The following is a 17557-nucleotide window of genomic DNA, read 5'->3' as shown; positions in this document are numbered from 1 at the left end:
CTCAAGAGGCCCGACGTTGTTTTGGTTGTGGTACTTTTGTTAGCGGAAAACTGATATAGCCGAGACCGATTATAAAGCCGAGGGTCAGGAAATCGGGATTCAAATGATAGAAGATGACCAATAACAAGGTTGGGATGAGTGTCATCGCCACAGCATATGGCCAGGCTTGACGATAAGCCCATTTGTTCTTTGAATAGATTTTCGTAAACAGTTGGACATACAATGCCATGAGTGCAACCCAAATCAAATAGAAGAAGAAGATGGCGAAGCCGTGCAAGAATAGCCACATCGGGATGAAAAAGTCAGGACGAATCACGAAAAAGTCTAGTATGGTAATGACGAGAGTTAAGATGAATGTGGCGCCCATGTAGGCATGGAGCGGAGCTAGACGAAGTCGAAGTGCGCGTTTCGATGGGACTAGGCTCGTTTGAAGAAACGTCAAAATGGTAGAGAGCATACTAAAAACTCCAATCTGTTATATTACAGTAAGCCGATAATCTAAAATAATGGTACAGTGTTTTAATAAAACTTTTACATTAAACGTGTTTACATGATACTGCCGATGAAGGCATAATGAGTAGGGCATTAAAAACCAAGCAAATCCAACCAATTCTTAATTAAAAGGAGTACAAAAATCGTGGAATACAATTTGCAAGAAATGTTATTCATGTTTTTTGGAGGTCTAGGGATCTTCCTCTTCGGGATCAAATCGATGGGAGACGGACTCCAAAAGTCTGCAGGGAATCGCCTGCGAGACATCCTTGATAAGTATACAACGAATCCATTCCTCGGTGTACTCGCCGGGATTATTGTGACAGTATTGATTCAATCATCTTCAGGTACAACCGTCATTACGGTCGGACTTGTTAGCGCCGGGTTCATGACACTCCGTCAAGCAATCGGGGTCATCATGGGGGCGAACATCGGTACGACGGTGACGGCGTTCATCATCGGATTCGATGTTGGTGCATATGCGCTTCCAATCATTGCAATCGGTGCAGTATTGTTGTTCTTCTTTAAAAAAGAAAAATTACAACACCTCGGTCAAATCTTCTTTGGCTTCGGGATGTTGTTCTATGGACTTGAATTGATGGGAAGTGGGATGAAACCACTTCGTTCAAGCGAATATTTCATCGACTTGACGCAATCAATGAGTGACAATCCGTTCCTCGGTGTCATCGTTGGTACAGTATTTACCGTGATTGTTCAATCATCGTCTGCGACGATCGGAATCTTGCAAGAACTATATGCTGGTGGTTCCATCGATTTAGGTGCTGCTTTACCGGTATTGTTCGGTGATAACATCGGAACAACGATCACGGCGATTTTGGCATCGATTGGTGCATCAGTTGCCGCACGTCGTGCAGCAGCGGCACACGTCATCTTTAACTTGATTGGTACGACAATCTTTATGATCTTGTTAGTTCCGTTCACAAACTATATCTATTGGATCACAGATCTCTTAGCAATCGAAGATAAGATGCAAATTGCATTCGCACACGGTACGTTTAACGTCGTCAACACATTGATCCAGTTCTGGTTCATCGGAACGATTGCTTGGATTGTGACGAAATTGGTCCCGGGTGAAGACTCAATCGTTGATACGAAAGCACAACATTTAGATCCGATCTTCATTCAACAGTCGCCTTCGATTGCAGTCGAGCAAGCGAAATATGAAGTCATCCGTATGGGAGATTTCGCAAAACTTGGTCTTGATGAAGCACGCAACTATTTGACGACTGGCGACAAGAAGCACGCTGAAAAGTCGGCACATATCGAAGAAGCATTGAACTCGTTGAATGCGAAGATTACAGATTACCTCGTGAAGTTGGCTGCTGTTGATTTGACGGAACAAGAGTCACAGGAGCACAAAACGCTCATGCATGCCATCAACGATATCGAGCGAATCGGTGATCACGTTGAGAACATCATTGAGTTGATTGATTATAAGACAGCTACGAAAGTGACACTTTCGGCAGATGCACAAAAAGAATTGACTGAAATGTACGACCTCACACGTGCAACGTTAGAGAAATCTCTTCAGACGTTGGCGAGCGGCGACATGGTTGAAGCACGTAAAGTCATTGAAATGGAAGCGAAACTCGACATGCTCGAGCGTCAATTCCGTAAGAACCACGTCGTTCGTTTGAACACAGGTGCTTGTGATGGGCAAGCAGGTATGTTCTTTGTTGATATGCTCTCGAACTTGGAGCGAATCGGTGACCATGCCATGAACATCACGGAAATCACACTCGAAGATGCAAACGAAGTAACCGTATAAATCAGGAGCACTCCAAATGAAATTTGGGGTGCTTTTCTTATTTGGCAAGGAATACTCCTTGACACTCTAGGACATATTCAGTATATTATTACTGTATAACAACATGGCGGTGTAGCTCAGCTGGCTAGAGCGTACGGTTCATACCCGTGAGGTCGTGGGTTCGACTCCCTCCGCCGCTATTTATAAGGACCCTTAGCTCAGCTGGTTAGAGCAGACGGCTCATAACCGTCCGGTCGTAGGTTCAAGTCCTACAGGGTCCATTCGTAAGCGACGTCACATTGTGAACGTCGCTTTTTGTTTTCAATTTAAAATTGCTGGGTAAATACTCGTTAGCATTTTGTTTTTTGAAAAATATGAAATGAGGCGGACAAAATGGAACGAAACCACACCATGATGCAATTTTTTGAATGGCATGTCGAGGCAGATCAAAAGCATTGGAAGCGACTAAAAGAAAGAGCAGCCGACTTAAATAAAGCAGGAATCACTGCGCTATGGCTACCACCTGTCACAAAAGGGCAAAGTGATCAAGATACCGGTTATGGAATCTATGACTTATATGATTTGGGCGAGTTCGATCAAAAAGGGTCCATTGCCACAAAATATGGAACGAAAAAAGAACTACTTGAAGCAACGACCTATTGTCAACAAGAACTTGGGATGCAGATTTATATGGATGTCGTCATGAATCATAAAGCCGGGGCGGATGCGACCGAGAAGTTTGAAGTGTTAGAAGTCGATCCCGACGACCGTACGAAAGTCCTCTCGGATGAAGCGTTTGAAATCGAAGGGTGGACAAAATTTGATTATGAAGCTCGTGATGGGAAATATTCTTCATTTAAATGGGACTTCACACATTTTAACGGAACGGATTATGATGCGGCGACTGATCGTTCCGGTATTTTCTTTATCGTTGGAGAAAACAAAAGATGGAACGATAACGTCGACGATGAATTCGGTGTCTATGACTATTTAATGTTTGCGAACATCGACTACCACCATCCCGATGTGCGCGAAGAAGTGTTGAATTGGGGGAAATGGTTCATCGAAGAGACGAAATGTGATGGATTCCGTCTTGACGCCATTAAACACATCAACTATGACTTTGTAAAAGAGTTCAGTCAGACGATGCGGGAAGAGAAAGGTGACCAATTCTATTTTGTCGGCGAGTTTTGGAAATCTGACCTTGATGCCTGTCGTGAATTTCTCGATAACATCGATTACCATGTCGATTTATTCGATGTCCCACTCCATTACAAATTACATCAAGCCTCAGAGGAAGGGGCCGCGTTTGACATGCGAACCATTTTTGATGATACGCTCGTTCAGTCACACCCGCTTCATTCCGTGACGTTCGTAGATAATCACGATTCACAACCCGAGGAGGCGCTTGAGTCATGGGTGAAAGATTGGTTCAAGCAAATCGCCTATGGTCTTGTCTTACTTCGTAAAGATGGTTATCCATGTGTCTTCTATGGCGATTACTACGGTATAGACGGTCCTCACCCGACTGATGGGATGAAGCTCGCCATTGATACGCTTCTGTATGCACGCCGAGAGAAAGCGTACGGGGAGCAGGATGATTACTTTGATGATGCAAACGTCATCGGGTGGGTACGAAAAGGTGTGGAGGAAATCGAACGTTCCGGATGTGCCGTCCTCATTTCAACTTCTGATGAATCTCAAAAGAGAATGTTTGTCGGGGAAGAACGTGCCGGTGAAACATGGGTCGATTTAACGAATACATTGAATGATCGAATTGAGATTGATGAAGAAGGATTTGGGGTATTTAAAGTGTCGGCGGGGTCGATTTCAGTTTGGGCATTGCCAGAAGAAGATGTTGAATAAAGCATTACAATTGAGTCGACCGTCACATATCTGTTACATTTAAGACGAACGTTGTTCAAAACACTTTTAAGGGGGATTTTAGTAATGGCTAAATTTGAATTACCACAACTTGATTACGCATATGATGCACTCGAACCACACATTGATGCACGCACGATGGAAATCCACCACACGAAACACCACAACACTTACGTCACGAACGTAAACAATGCACTCGAAGGAAAAGATGTGGAGTACTCTTCACTCGAAGACTTGCTTCAAAAAATCGATTCGCTTCCTGCTGACATTCAAACAGCTGTCCGCAACAACGGTGGCGGTCATTGGAACCACTCGTTCTTCTGGAAGCTCTTGAAGAAAAATGAGAACGGTACTCCGTCTGGCGACCTCGCTGCTGCAATCGATGAGTCGTTCGGTAGCTTCGATGGGTTTAAAGACGAATTCACGAAAGCTGCAACAACTCGCTTCGGTTCAGGCTGGGCTTGGCTCGTTGTGAAAAATGGTAAACTCGAAGTCACGTCTACTCCAAACCAAGACTCACCAATCATGGAAGGTGTTACACCGATCCTCGGTCTTGATGTGTGGGAGCATGCTTACTACTTGAACTACCAAAACCGTCGTCCTGACTATATCAACGCATTCTTCCATGTCATCGATTGGGATTATGTGGCGACATTGTACGCTGACGCAAAATAAGTTTGTCTTACCCGAGGTTCTGATATGAATCTCGGGTTTTTTTATGGTTTTCATTAATTTGTAAACAAATTATGATATAGTGAAAATCGGACAAAACGACAGGGATTCCTGTCCTCTATAATATAGAAGGAAATGAACGTGGAGGGAGTTAACGGATTTGGCTAAAAATCGGGTAAAAGTGCCGAAAAAACGGCGAAACCACTTACCGTTACGCTTGAATTTACTATTTTTCATCGTCTTCATTCTATTTGCGACCCTCATTTTTAGGTTAGGTGTCGTCCAAATCGTGAATGGTGAATTGATTGCTCGGGAAGTACAGAAAACGGAGTCGAGTAAAATTAAATATGAAGTGCCGCGAGGGAAAATATACGACCGGAACGGTCAAGTACTGGCGGATACGATTTCAAACTACTCAGTCATGTATCGTCGCTCTCAAGTGACAAAGACGGATGAACGGTTGGACGTTGCGAAAAAGTTGGCGGAAATCGTCGACATTCCGAAAGAAGACCGCAAAATGACGGAGCGAGACCGGAAGGATTACTGGATTGCAACGAATCCGGAATTGGCGCAAGAACGGACTCAAGCGCTATTGGAAGAATTATCGGAAGAGGAGCGGGCCGCATTGTCTAACCAAGACGTGGACCGACTCTTGCTTGACTCGATTACAGAAGAAGAGATCACGTTTGATGACGCGACAGAAGAAATCATCGCCATTAAACACAACATGGAGAGCGGCTATGCACTCGACCCACAGGTCATCAAAATCGGTGCAAGCCCGAAAGAGATGGCGGTCATCGAAGAGAACTTAGAGCAGTTGCCTGGGGTGAGTGTCGAACCGTACTATCAACGGGACTATCCGTATGATGAGACGTTCAAAAGTTTCCTGGGAAGTTATCGTCAAATTCCGGCGGAACAACGTGCGTCTTATCAAGCGAAAGGTTACGGGTTGAACGACCGGGTCGGTACCTCATACTTGGAACAACAGTATGAAGATGTCCTTCGTGGAACGCCGGCCTATGATGTGTTCACCACGTACAAAGGGGAACCGGTAGGTGAACCGACACGAGTGAGTGGGAATCCAGGGAAAGATATCGTCTTATCGACCGACATCGAGTTCCAAAAAGAAGTCGATGAGATCTTGAAAAAGGCGATTCGCGCAGGACGCTCTGGAAGTCCTCATTTCGACCGAGCGTTTGCGGTCGTCATGAATCCGCAAACGGGTGAATTGCTCGCTCTGTCTGGACAAGAACTCGATTTGGAAACGAACGAATTCAAGGATGTGTCGACCGGTACGGTGCTTCGTGCCAGCCAAATCGGATCAACCATCAAAGGGGCGACGGTCGCCTATGGATTTGAAGAAGGCGTCGTCAAACCGGGAGAATATATTTATGATGCACCGATTCGAATCGGTTCGTCAGTGAAAGCTTCCTACCGAAATATGGGGAACATCAACGACTTAGATGCACTTGCGATGTCATCGAACATCTATATGTTCCAAATTGCGTTGCGTCTGGCTGATTATTACTCGACAGGTCAAATTGTCGGAGAAAATGTCACGCAGGCGTTTGAAACGATGGAACACTACTATAAACAATTCGGTCTCGGAATCGAGACAGGGATTGACTTACCGTTCGAGTCGACCGGATTCCGGAGTATCCCGGACCGTGTCACACTTCTGATGGATATGTCGATTGGACAGTATATTTCTTATACTCCGATTCAATTGGCGCAATATACGTCAGCATTGGCGAACGGTGGCTATCGTGTCCAACCACACTTGCTAAAAGAAATCATTGAGCCAGGTTCGCTTGATGAGAACAACAAGCAAGTCGTGAGCACGTTCCAACCGAATGCGTTGAATAAAGTCGATATCCAGGATGAATATATCGAGCGGGTCCGTGAAGGGTATCGTCAAGGGGTTGAATCTTCTTCCGGTTCGTCTCGCATTTTACAGGAGACCGGTATGACGGCTGCAGGTAAAACCGGAACTGCCCAAGCGATTGCGGAGGGCGCAGACGGTCAGGCGAAACGAAATGCGAACGGAGAACCGATCAAGACATTGAACTCAAACCATGTCGGTTGGGCACCGTTCGATGACCCGGAAATCGCCTGGGCAATTATCATGCCTGGACTTGAGGCGGAAGGAATCAACACGCGGGTCGCACACGACATCATGAAAGCTTACTTTAATTTAGAAGATGTCAATGCAATGCTTCAGTAAAAGAAGTCACTTCGGTGACTTCTTTTTTTGTCTTTACAATTCTTTTACGTTCCGTTTATTTCTCGTTAATAGAAGTTCATTAGGATATTAATTGTAGGACAGAACAACAAATCCACAACAAAAATCAAAGCAAACTCAAGGAGGACGTCACAAATGTCTTGGATGAAAAAATCAGCTTTACTCGCTTCAATCACTTCAGTCGCACTCGTAGGTGCTGCTTGTGGGAACAATGAAGAAGGTGGCGCTGCTGAAGGCGGCGATGCGCTCTCAGGAAAAGTCGTCATGGACGGATCATCAACTGTATTCCCAATCATGGAAGCAGTCGCAGAAGAATATTCAGCTGAACAACCAGAAGTTGAAGTGACAGTCGGTGTCTCTGGTACGGGTGGTGGCTTCAAACGTTTCGTGATGGGAGAGACAGACTTCTCAAACGCATCACGTGAAATCAAAGAAGAAGAAGCAGCCGAAGCTGAGAAAAACGGTGTGGAATTCACGCAACTCTCAGTTGCACTTGATGGACTTTCGCTCGTTGTAAACCCAGCGAACGATTGGGCACAAGATATCACGATTGAAGAATTGAATAAGATGTGGACGGACACGAACATCAAGACGTGGAAAGACGTTCGCTCAGACTGGCCAGATGAGGAGATCTCATTCTTCGCACCAGGTAAAGACTCCGGAACTTACGATTTCTTCGACGAAAAAGTATTGAATGAAACAGATATTCGTCAAGATGCGCAATTGTCAGAGGATGACAACGTACTCGTCACAGGTGTAGCCGGAACAGAGGGAGCAATCGGATTCTTTGGATTCGCATATTACCTTGAGAACAAAGACACACTTCGTGCATTAAATGTTGAGGGCGTTGAGCCAACACATGACACGATTAACGATTTGTCTTATCCGCTCTCACGTGAAATTTACACGTACGTCAACAACGCTTCGTTGAAAGACAAAGAGCAGGTTGCGGACTTCGCACGCTTCATGAACGAAAATGCAGCCGATCTTTCTGAAGAAGTCGGTTACGTGAAAATGGAACAAGGCCGTTACGACGAAAACATGAAGATGATCGACGAAATCGCTGGAGAATAAGATGATAGGTGGCAGAAGGTGAGACACGGTCTCGCCTTCTCGCCATGCTTTCTAGTATGAAGAGGTAGGGAGCGATACACGAGATGAATGAACCGAACAACAAGCTTTCGATTCGAGAGATGATTCAACAAAATAAACAAAAGAAATATAGTACGACGAACGTGTTTGATAAAATCATGCCGTTCTTATTATTCTTGAGCGCATTCGTATCGGTCGTCACGACCATTGGTATTGCGTTCACACTAGGCTTTGAGCTATTCAAGTTCTTTGAACGAGTCCCTGTCGCAGAATTTTTAGGATCGACAGAATGGTACCCGCTTAGTGCAGATCAGCGCTTCGGGGTATGGGCCCTTGTGATGGGAACACTCCAAATTACTGTGATTGCGATGATTGTAGCCGTCCCACTCGGTTTGGCGTCTGCGATTTACTTAAGTGAATACGCCTCTGAACGGGCACGACGTGTGTTGAAACCAATTCTAGAAGTGTTGGCCGGTGTGCCGACGATTGTATTCGGTTTCTTCGCCTTGTCATTCATTACACCGATTTTGCAAGCACTCATCCCGGGACTTCAAATTTACAATGCACTCAGCCCAGGGATTGTCGTCGGGATTATGATTATTCCGATGATTGCCTCGATTTCTGAGGATGCAATGAGTGCTGTTCCGAAGAAAATTCGGGACGGTGCGCTCGGTTTAGGTGCGACACGTCTTGAAGTGGCGACGAAAGTTGTCATGCCTGCAGCGACGTCTGGGATTATTGCCTCTATCGTTCTCGGTATGAGCCGTGCGATTGGGGAAACGATGATTGTAACGATCGCTGGTGGTTCACAGCCAAACTTCGAGTTCAATCCGCTCAATGCGATTCAGACGATGACAGCATACATCGTTCAAATCGCAAAAGGTGATGCAGGTTACGGCACAATCGAATATTACAGTATCTATGCGGTCGGTGCGTTGTTGTTCGTCTTTACCTTATTGATGAACTTATTCGCAAACTGGGTGACGCGCCGCTTCAGAGAGGAGTACTAATATGGCTTTACCGAACAGTGAGTTCAAGAATACGAAGAACTTGATGAATCGTGAGACCGTGTCTCAACGAATTAAACGACGTTTACAATTGAATGAAATATTTAAGTACATCTTTTTGGCGGGACTCGTCTTTGCACTCGTTGTCTTATCGACATTGATTTATGACATCGTGTCCAAAGGGGCAGGGTGGGTCAATCTCGATTTCTTACGCAACTTCCCGTCGCGCCGTCCTGAACAGGCTGGATTATATCCTGCGTTGATTGGGTCGTTATGGCTCATGCTCTTGATCGTACCGATGGTGTTTGTCATCGGTGTTGGAGCGGCGATTTACTTGGAGGAATACGCTCCGAAAAATCGCATGACCTCATTTATTGAAGTCAATATTTCGAACTTGGCTGGCGTTCCGTCAATCGTATTCGGATTGCTTGGATTGACGATTTTCGTCCGAGTCATGGAATTAGGGAACTCGATTATGGCCGGTGCCTTGACGCTAGGTCTCATGAGTTTGCCGATTGTCATCGTGGCCTCACAGGAAGCATTACGAGCAGTCAAAATGGAATTACGACACGCTTCGCTAGCACTCGGGGCGTCGAAGTGGCAGACGACATTTAACGTCGTGTTACCTTCGGCGTTGCCAGGGATCATTACGGGAATTATCCTAGCGGTTTCTCGTGCGATTGGTGAAACGGCTCCACTCATCATGGTCGGAGCGGCAACATTCATTTCAACGACACCGAGTAATATTTTCTCTGACTTCACGGCCCTCCCGATCCAGATTTACAACTGGACGAGCCGACCACAACCAGAGTTCCAAAACTTAGCAGCAGCAGGGATCATCGTACTCATGACGATGCTCATCGCGATGAACTCGGTTGCAATCTATATTCGAAACAAATATACAAATCGACACTAAGTCTTTTTTGCAGATGAATGAGGAGGAAGCTCGAGATGATGAAACAACAAGAGCTCAACAAAGGAGATCAAAACGTGAATACAACTACGACAGAACCGACAACGACTGAGATGAAAAAAGATAGCGCCTATGTCGTCAACAATTTGAACTTGTGGTATGGAGAAGACCAGGCTTTGATTGACGTCAACCTCGATATTAAAAAGAATGAAGTCACGGCAATCATTGGACCATCTGGGTGCGGGAAATCGACGTTCATTAAGACTCTAAACCGTATGGTCGAACTCGTTCCATCGGTTCGGACGAACGGTGAAATCTTGTATCATGGTCGTAACATCTTCGACCGTGGATATAAAGTAGAAGACTTGCGTACATCGGTCGGGATGGTATTCCAACAACCGAACCCGTTCCCAAAATCGGTCTATGACAACGTGGCATACGGACCGCGGACGCACGGAATCAAAAATAAGAAAGTACTCGATGAAATTGTCGAGCGTTCATTACGTGGTGCGGCAATCTGGGATGAAGTAAAAGATCGATTGAATGAGAATGCGTACGGACTTTCAGGTGGACAACAACAACGTCTCTGTATCGCGCGTACGTTAGCGATTGAACCGGATGTCATCTTAATGGACGAGCCGACGTCTGCCCTTGATCCGATTTCTACATTGAAAGTGGAAGAATTGGTACAAGAGTTGAAAGAACAATATTCAATCATCATCGTGACACATAACATGCAACAAGCTGCCCGTGTTTCGGATAAAACGGCATTCTTCTTAAATGGAGAAGTTGTCGAGTTCGATGTAACAGATAAGATTTTCTCGAATCCATCTGACAAACGGACGGAAGACTATATTTCTGGCCGTTTCGGTTAAGGAGGAGACTGGATTGATGGCACAAAACCGCACATTTTTTGATACGAAATTGACTGAATTAGAAGATAAAGTTGTACGATTGGCAAACTTGACGATGCGCCAAACGGCGACGGCAATCGAAGTGTTGGAAAAACATGATCTCGAATTGGCTAAAACCGTGATTGATAACGATAACGAGTTAGACGAGTTGGAGTTGACAATCAATGACGAAGCGATCCTATTGATTGCAAAACAGCAACCAGTCGCGACTGACTTACGACGTCTGATTGTGACGATGAAATCAGCGACAGATCTTGAACGCATTGCGGACTATGCGACAAACATCGCAAAAGCAGTGACACGAATCGAGCACGTTCCTTATGTGCTTGACATCCAACCGCTCAAGAAGATGGCCGAGCAGTTGATTGACATGCTTGAACTGGCGACACGTGCCTATCGTAAAGGTGAAGTGAGCCGTGTTCGTGAACTCAATGAGATGGACCGCGTGATTGATGACATCAATCTAACGGTGATTAAACAATATATCGGTTCTCTTCCGGCCATGACGGTTGGGACGAACGATGTATACGAATTCTCGAACATTGCTCGATACCTCGAACGGATGGGCGATCATGTGACGAACTTCGGAGAACATTTAATTTTCCTCGAAAAAGGGAAACATTATGATTTGAATCAATAAGATTAGTGGTAAAGAACAACAGTGCTGTTGTTCTTTATTTTTTTGGGCAGGAATACAAACTCAAGGAGCGAATAATAGTCTACATGGATTTTACATGAAGGGAGCCATATAGAGATGGAAGAGAAAATCGTATCCTTGAAACAACAAGGTCTTACGTTAAAACAGATTGCGGCAGAATTAGACGTCCCGATTGGCAAAGTCCAATACGCATGGCGTAAATGGAGAAATCAGCAACAGGAAGTGGAGGCGGTTGCCCCTGTGAAAAAAAAGCGTGAAACGAAGAAAGCGAAGACGTCGGTGACGACCTCACGCAAACAAGTGGCATCAGCGAAAGAGACGGCCAACGTGTCGACTTCTCCACTTCTTGAAAAGGGTCCGGAAGGATACTGGAAGCTACCCGATCGGTACAACGTGGACTTTATGCATGCGGTCGTACAGTCTCCAAACGCAGTGTATGTATGCTGGGAAGTATCTGATCTCGTGAAAGAAACGTTAGTGCTTCAATTTATGCGACGCTGGGAAGAATTGCCGAAGGCGTTTCGCATCCTTGATGTTACGTTACTTGATTACAATAGTGGTCACGCAAACCGCTCCTATACATTCGATCTTCCTGAAATGACGAACAGCTGGTTCGTTCGCCCTCTCGACCCGAATACGACATATGTGTTTGAATTTGGGATTCGGACGATGGAAGGGGAGTTTCTCCCAATCGTCGCATCAAATCCGCTTGATACGCCGCGGGCAGAACCAGTTGGAGTCGGACGATTCGCAGAACCGGTCCGACGTTGGCAATACGGGGAAGTTGATTCTCCAGAACTACTTGATACGTTACCAAAATATGCAGCATACCGACTCGTGCGTTAAGGAGGACTTTTTATTATGAAATCTGGGTACTTTTCACTCGTCCTTCATGCTCATTTACCGTACGTTAGGCATGAAGAGAAACACCGTTTAGAAGAAAGATGGGTTTACGAGGCCATCTCTGAGACATATCTTCCGATTCTATGGCAAGTCGATCGCTTGAAGCGTCCCTTGCATTGGACGGTTAGTATTTCCCCACCTGTCGTTGAAATGCTTGCCGATCCTCTCATTCAGGATCGCTATGTGGAGCACTTAGACGATATGCTCGAATTGATTGCCCTCGAATTGTCTGAGGACCGAACAGACGAAGAAACAGCGACGTTACATTTTTATCGTCAACGATACCACGATTTAAAAAATACGTTCCTCCATTGGAATAAAAATTTGAATGAGGCGTTCCGTACATATCGTGAGGCAGGTTATATTGACATGGTGACATGTACGGCAACCCATGGCTTTAATCCACATCTCTTCACGGAACAGGCGGCGCGTGCTGAGATTCGCACAGGTTTGAACTGTTTCGAACGTCATTATGGGTTCCGTCCAACAGGCATCTGGTTACCAGAGTGTGCTTATACACCAGGAGTTGATCGGATTCTTTATGAAGAAGGAATTCGCTACACATTTGTCGATGAACATGCTCTTCTCGACGCAGATCCGACGCCAGAGAAAGGAATTGGAGCCCCTGTTTATTCACCACATGGCGTCGCGTTGTTCCCGCGGGATCAAATCATCTCAGGTAAAATTTGGAGTTCGATGATCGGATATCCAGGCCATCCGGATTATCGTGAGTTTTACCGCGATTTGGCATACGATCGGGACTGGGACTATATCCAGTCCTTCATGCATCCGGAAGGAATTCGTTTTGATACGGGTTTAAAAATGCACCGGATTACGGGTGATACGGATCAAAAGGATTTCTACGTGCGCGAATGGGCGGAACATCAAATTGAAAACCATGCGACCGATTTTGCCAAAACGTTAGAATCACATCTTGAAGCGCACGGTGCTCAGACATTCCCACCATTTTTAGTCACGGCTCCGTTCGATGCGGAGTTGTTCGGTCACTGGTGGTTTGAGGGGCCAGAGTTTCTTGGGAAAGTAGCAGAGAGACTTGCTGAATTTGGAATTGAAACCATCACGCCAGCGCTCTTCCTTGAACGTCACTTTAAAGATTTACAGACGGTCCACGTGTCGATGAATACATGGGGACGTAAAGGTTATGGTGAAGTTTGGATTAACGAAAGAAATGAGTGGATGCTTCGTCATTTGCACATGATGGAGATGCAACTCGTAAAAGACGTGGCGGACTATCGTAATCAATCGGAAGCGACGAATCGCGCCTTGAAACAATTAATCCGTCATTACGTATTGGCTGTGTCGAGTGACTGGGCGTTCATCTTGGATGGGCAAACGACGGCACAGTATGCCGCCGAACGGTTCCGTGAACACACACGACTCTTTGCAGAACTGGAAACGGCACTCTATCAGGATGGAGTATCCGAACAGTTGCTACATGATCATTACGCTGCATATCCATTTCTTCAGGATGAAGACATCGATATTGATTCGTTCCTATCTCCTCACGATTACTATGTGACAACCGAGCGGGAAGAAGAAAAACCAGCCATTTTGGTGCTCACGCCTGAATATCACGGTCATATCGTTGGAGGACTCGGAAGACGGGTCGTCGACGAAATCGAGGCGAGAGCGGACGATGGCGAAGTCGTCTATGTATTAACGCCATATCATGACGAGTTGCCTGAGTATGAGCGACAAGGAAACATACATGTGTATCGTGTTCGTCCAACTAGTCCATTTTTAGAGCATGTCATGAACCAGGTGGCAACACAAAATATCGCCTATGTAAAACTGGTTCATGAACTTTCGAAACGTGTTTCCTTCAAAGTGGTTCACCACTTCGATTGGATGACGATTCCTGCTGCAAGAGAACTTGCGCAATCCCTTGCGCTTCCGTTATACTCAACTATGTTGTCCTTTGAAGCGACTCGCAATCCGCATGGTCACGGTGGTTTATTCGATGCAATCCATCGAATCGAAAACAGCGTGTTTCCTGCATCAGAACGCGTATATGTCGGGGAAGAGATCTCGATTCACGACCTAAAACAATGGTATAACGTGAGCGAGAACGTCAACACATGCCTACCTATAGAGACTTCTCCATATGGACAGGAATCAATGAAAAAGAACGTGAAATAACCTTGCTTTTTCACAAGAAACTTGGTAGGATAATTGAGTATGCTTAGACTGTAAAGCAAAAGCACTTGATACAACATCATTAAGATGGGAGTGAAAGAAATGCGCGTTAAAATTACATTAGCTTGCACAGAAACAGGCGATCGCACGTACATCACGAAGAAAAACAAACGTAACAACCCTGAGCGCCTCGAGTTGCGCAAATACAACCCACGTCTCCGTCGTCACACGCTTTACCGCGAAGTGAAGTAATGAGGGACCGGCCGTCACATATGTGGCGGCTTTTTTTGTAAGGAGGAATACGTTGTGGAAGAGAAAACAGCGCTGCGGCGCACGATTCATCAATACATCAAACAAATGGCGGATCGACATCATGCGGACGAAGTCATTCACCAATCATTATTTGCCTCAGACTTATGGATTGAAAGTCAAACAATCGCGCTAACGTTGTCACTCCCGCTAGAAATTGATACGTCTCCGATTATTCATATGGCCTTTAAAGAAGGAAAAACGGTCTGCGTCCCGAAAGTAACGGAGCGGGGACTTACGTTTCACATCATTCATTCATTTGATGATTTGGAAGAGGGAGTCATGAATATTTTAGAGCCAACCACTCCAGCGACGTCGCAAGTGATCGATCTTTGTCTTGTTCCGGGGCGTGTTTTCGATCGAACCGGTTATCGCATCGGTTGGGGTGGGGGCTATTATGATCGCTTTTTAAAAACCTATAACGGTAGAACGCTTGCTTTGGCATATACCGTTCAGATTGTCGATCATGTACCAATTGAGCCGCACGACCTACCCGTTCAATGGATCGTGACAGAGAAGGGGATGATTCAGTGTTCGCCATATTCGCTGTAACTTGTTTCGTCGCCTATCTCGGTTATCGGTTACGCTCGTTGACTCGTTCTGGGGCACTGTTGACAGTCGTGACCGGTACGGCGATCGGATTCTCCTTCGGGTGGTTCGGTCTATACTTGCTTGGCGTGTTTTTTTCGACTTCTTCTCTTGCTTCGAAATATCGCTCTCGCGATAAAGAAGGAGTAGATGAGATTGTCGAGAAGACGGGGGCTCGCGATGCCATGCAAGTGTTAGCTAACGGTGGGGTAGGGATTTTATGTGCACTCGGTTATCAATTGACGAATGACCCGGTCTACCTCTATATGTATGTCGTTTCCATCGCGGCGGCGACGAGCGATACGTGGGGATCTGAATTCGGTGTCCTATCGAAACTGAAACCTCGGTTCATGTTTACCTTAAAGCGAGTCGAACCGGGAACGAGTGGCGCCGTCTCGACGTTCGGTACCGTCATGTCGATGTTCGGTGCACTGTTGATTGTCGTATCCTCTCTTGTGTTCATCGACTTAAAGGTCACGCATCTCCTTTTATTATGGGTGATTGGATTAACTGGTAGCATCATTGACACGCTTCTCGGCGCGACATTCCAACGAACGTTTCGTTGTACAGTCTGCGGAAAATTGACGGAGCAAAAAATACATCACGATGTGCCGACGACTTACGTGTCAGGATGGCGTTTTCTCGGAAACGATGCGGTTAATTTTCTTTCAGTATGTGGAGCGACGTTGATTTGTTTTTTAGTGTTTGGATGAGGGTAGTACAGAAAATGAAGGTGTTCCAAATAAATGTGAATATTGTCACAATATTGCCAAAGTGAAAACGGTTTCCGCTGTAGTTTGAGTTTGTGAATGATGTTACAATCTATTTGTAACAGAGATAACAAAAACATGAAACAGATTGTTCGAAGGGTGGAGAATCATTATGGAAACATTAAATCATGCTAAAGTAACACGAGTCGCACTTGTAGGGGCAGGGGCAGTAGGTGCGAGTTTCGCTTACCAATTGACGACAGCTAGTCTATGTGAAGAACTTGTCATCATCGATATCAATAAAGCGAAGGCAGAAGGAGAAGCGATGGACTTGAACCATGGGGTTTCATTCGCTTCATCACCGATGCGCGTCTGGGCAGGGGATTACTCGGATTGTGGCGTCGCTGATATCGTGGTCATCACTGCTGGCGCACCACAGCGTCCAGGTGAAACACGTCTTGATCTCGTTGAAAAAAATGCGAAGATTATGAAATCTATGATTTCAGACATTATGGACTCTGGTTTTGACGGAATTATCATTATTGCTTCAAACCCGGTCGACATCATGACACATCTCGCATGGAAATATTCTGGTCTTCCGAAACATCGTGTCTTCGGTTCAGGAACAGTGCTTGATACGTCTCGCTTGCGTTACATGCTCGGAGACTATTTCAACGTCGACCCGCGTAACTGTCACGCCTACATTATGGGTGAGCATGGTGATACGGAGTTTGCTGCCTGGAGCAACGCTCGTATATATGGAAAATCGGTCGAGCAACTACTTGAAGAGCATGATGAGTACAGCTGGGAAGACCTTGAAGACATCTATGTCAACGTTCGTGACGCAGCATATCATATCATTGAACGTAAAGGTGCGACGTACTATGCGATTGGACTCGGTCTCCTTCGGTTGGTCAAGGCTGTCCTTCGTAACGAGAACACGTTGTTGACAGTCGGTGCCCATCTTGATGGTGAGTATGGATTGCACGATATCCATATCGGTGTACCAGCGATTATCAACCGTCAAGGCGTTCGTGAAGTCGTTGAGATTGAGTTGTCACAAGAAGAGCATGAGAAAATGCAACATTCTGCGAACGTACTCATGAAAACGATGGAACCTGTCTTGTAATCTCCATCCTTTGGAAACCCGTAGCCATTTGGTTACGGGTTTTTATACATATAGAACGAATCATCGTTTGGTCGTGGGTCGTGTCGTGATTTACAATAGAATTGAGAGAGAGGAGGGGT

General features: G+C 45.6%; 16 protein-coding genes and 2 tRNA genes. 17 read left to right on the top strand and 1 reads right to left on the bottom strand.

The annotated features are described in order from the left end of the window. Window position 1: 1 nt before the first annotated feature. On the bottom strand, window positions 2-457 hold the full coding sequence (locus KNO71_RS01360) for a hypothetical protein (protein WP_078147134.1): 456 nt from the start codon (window positions 455-457) through the stop codon (window positions 2-4). A gap of 180 nt (window positions 458-637) precedes the next feature. On the opposite strand from KNO71_RS01360, the gene KNO71_RS01355 reads away from it, so the two are divergent. From KNO71_RS01355 to KNO71_RS01275, 17 genes are all read left to right on the top strand, one after another. Continuing rightward, entirely contained in the window at window positions 638-2281 is a 1644-nt protein-coding gene (locus KNO71_RS01355) for a Na/Pi cotransporter family protein (protein WP_078147133.1), read from the top strand. A gap of 105 nt (window positions 2282-2386) precedes the next feature. After that, window positions 2387-2460, top strand: a tRNA-Met gene (locus KNO71_RS01350). 7 nt (window positions 2461-2467) lie between these two features. Beyond that, a tRNA-Ile gene (locus tag KNO71_RS01345) sits at window positions 2468-2541 on the top strand. 112 nt (window positions 2542-2653) lie between these two features. Further along, a complete protein-coding gene (locus tag KNO71_RS01340) occupies window positions 2654-4126 on the top strand; it encodes an alpha-amylase (RefSeq protein ID WP_078147132.1) in 1473 nt (490 codons plus the stop codon). Between the two features lie 84 nt (window positions 4127-4210). After that, window positions 4211-4819 carry a superoxide dismutase gene (locus KNO71_RS01335; protein ID WP_012726617.1) on the top strand — a complete coding sequence of 203 codons (609 nt, stop codon included), beginning with the start codon at window positions 4211-4213 and terminating at the stop codon, window positions 4817-4819. Between the two features lie 157 nt (window positions 4820-4976). Further along, the gene (locus KNO71_RS01330; RefSeq protein ID WP_078147131.1) at window positions 4977-7040 is read left to right on the top strand and encodes a peptidoglycan D,D-transpeptidase FtsI family protein; all 2064 of its coding nucleotides are present in this window, start codon (window positions 4977-4979) and stop codon (window positions 7038-7040) included. Between the two features lie 153 nt (window positions 7041-7193). Further along, the gene (locus KNO71_RS01325; RefSeq protein WP_214686957.1) at window positions 7194-8132 is read left to right on the top strand and encodes a PstS family phosphate ABC transporter substrate-binding protein; all 939 of its coding nucleotides are present in this window, start codon (window positions 7194-7196) and stop codon (window positions 8130-8132) included. An 83-nt stretch (window positions 8133-8215) separates the two neighbouring features. Beyond that, complete coding sequence (gene pstC / locus KNO71_RS01320) at window positions 8216-9160, top strand: phosphate ABC transporter permease subunit PstC (RefSeq protein WP_012726614.1); 945 nt, start codon at window positions 8216-8218, stop codon at window positions 9158-9160. A gap of 1 nt (window position 9161) precedes the next feature. Next, entirely contained in the window at window positions 9162-10073 is a 912-nt protein-coding gene (gene pstA, locus KNO71_RS01315; RefSeq protein ID WP_078147129.1) for a phosphate ABC transporter permease PstA, read from the top strand. A gap of 110 nt (window positions 10074-10183) precedes the next feature. Further along, complete coding sequence (gene pstB / locus KNO71_RS01310; protein WP_224862754.1) at window positions 10184-10945, top strand: phosphate ABC transporter ATP-binding protein PstB; 762 nt, start codon at window positions 10184-10186, stop codon at window positions 10943-10945. Window positions 10946-10961: 16 nt separating this feature from the next. Next, window positions 10962-11624, top strand: coding sequence for a phosphate signaling complex protein PhoU (phoU, locus tag KNO71_RS01305; protein ID WP_012726611.1), 663 nt, complete (start codon window positions 10962-10964; stop codon window positions 11622-11624). A gap of 114 nt (window positions 11625-11738) precedes the next feature. After that, window positions 11739-12488 carry a DUF4912 domain-containing protein gene (locus KNO71_RS01300; RefSeq protein WP_214684022.1) on the top strand — a complete coding sequence of 250 codons (750 nt, stop codon included), beginning with the start codon at window positions 11739-11741 and terminating at the stop codon, window positions 12486-12488. 15 nt (window positions 12489-12503) lie between these two features. Beyond that, window positions 12504-14705, top strand: coding sequence for a 1,4-alpha-glucan branching protein domain-containing protein (locus KNO71_RS01295; protein ID WP_214686955.1), 2202 nt, complete (start codon window positions 12504-12506; stop codon window positions 14703-14705). A gap of 84 nt (window positions 14706-14789) precedes the next feature. Continuing rightward, a complete protein-coding gene (rpmG, locus tag KNO71_RS01290) occupies window positions 14790-14954 on the top strand; it encodes a 50S ribosomal protein L33 (protein WP_255313299.1) in 165 nt (54 codons plus the stop codon). Between the two features lie 54 nt (window positions 14955-15008). After that, the gene (locus KNO71_RS01285; RefSeq protein ID WP_214686953.1) at window positions 15009-15563 is read left to right on the top strand and encodes a 5-formyltetrahydrofolate cyclo-ligase; all 555 of its coding nucleotides are present in this window, start codon (window positions 15009-15011) and stop codon (window positions 15561-15563) included. Further along, window positions 15542-16312: a DUF92 domain-containing protein gene (locus tag KNO71_RS01280; protein WP_214686951.1), complete on the top strand. Its 771-nt coding sequence runs from the start codon at window positions 15542-15544 to the stop codon at window positions 16310-16312. The genes KNO71_RS01285 and KNO71_RS01280 overlap by 22 nt, the downstream gene beginning before the upstream one ends. Before the next feature lie 169 nt (window positions 16313-16481). Further along, window positions 16482-17438: an L-lactate dehydrogenase gene (locus tag KNO71_RS01275; protein WP_012726605.1), complete on the top strand. Its 957-nt coding sequence runs from the start codon at window positions 16482-16484 to the stop codon at window positions 17436-17438. The last annotated feature ends 119 nt before the right edge of the window (window positions 17439-17557 follow it).

Origin of the sequence: Exiguobacterium sp. s163, assembly GCF_018617135.1 — a bacterium.
GTDB lineage: Bacteria > Bacillota > Bacilli > Exiguobacteriales > Exiguobacteriaceae > Exiguobacterium > Exiguobacterium profundum.
Note: the sequence above shows the minus strand (reverse complement) of the source record. Positions and strands in the feature narration are given on the sequence as shown.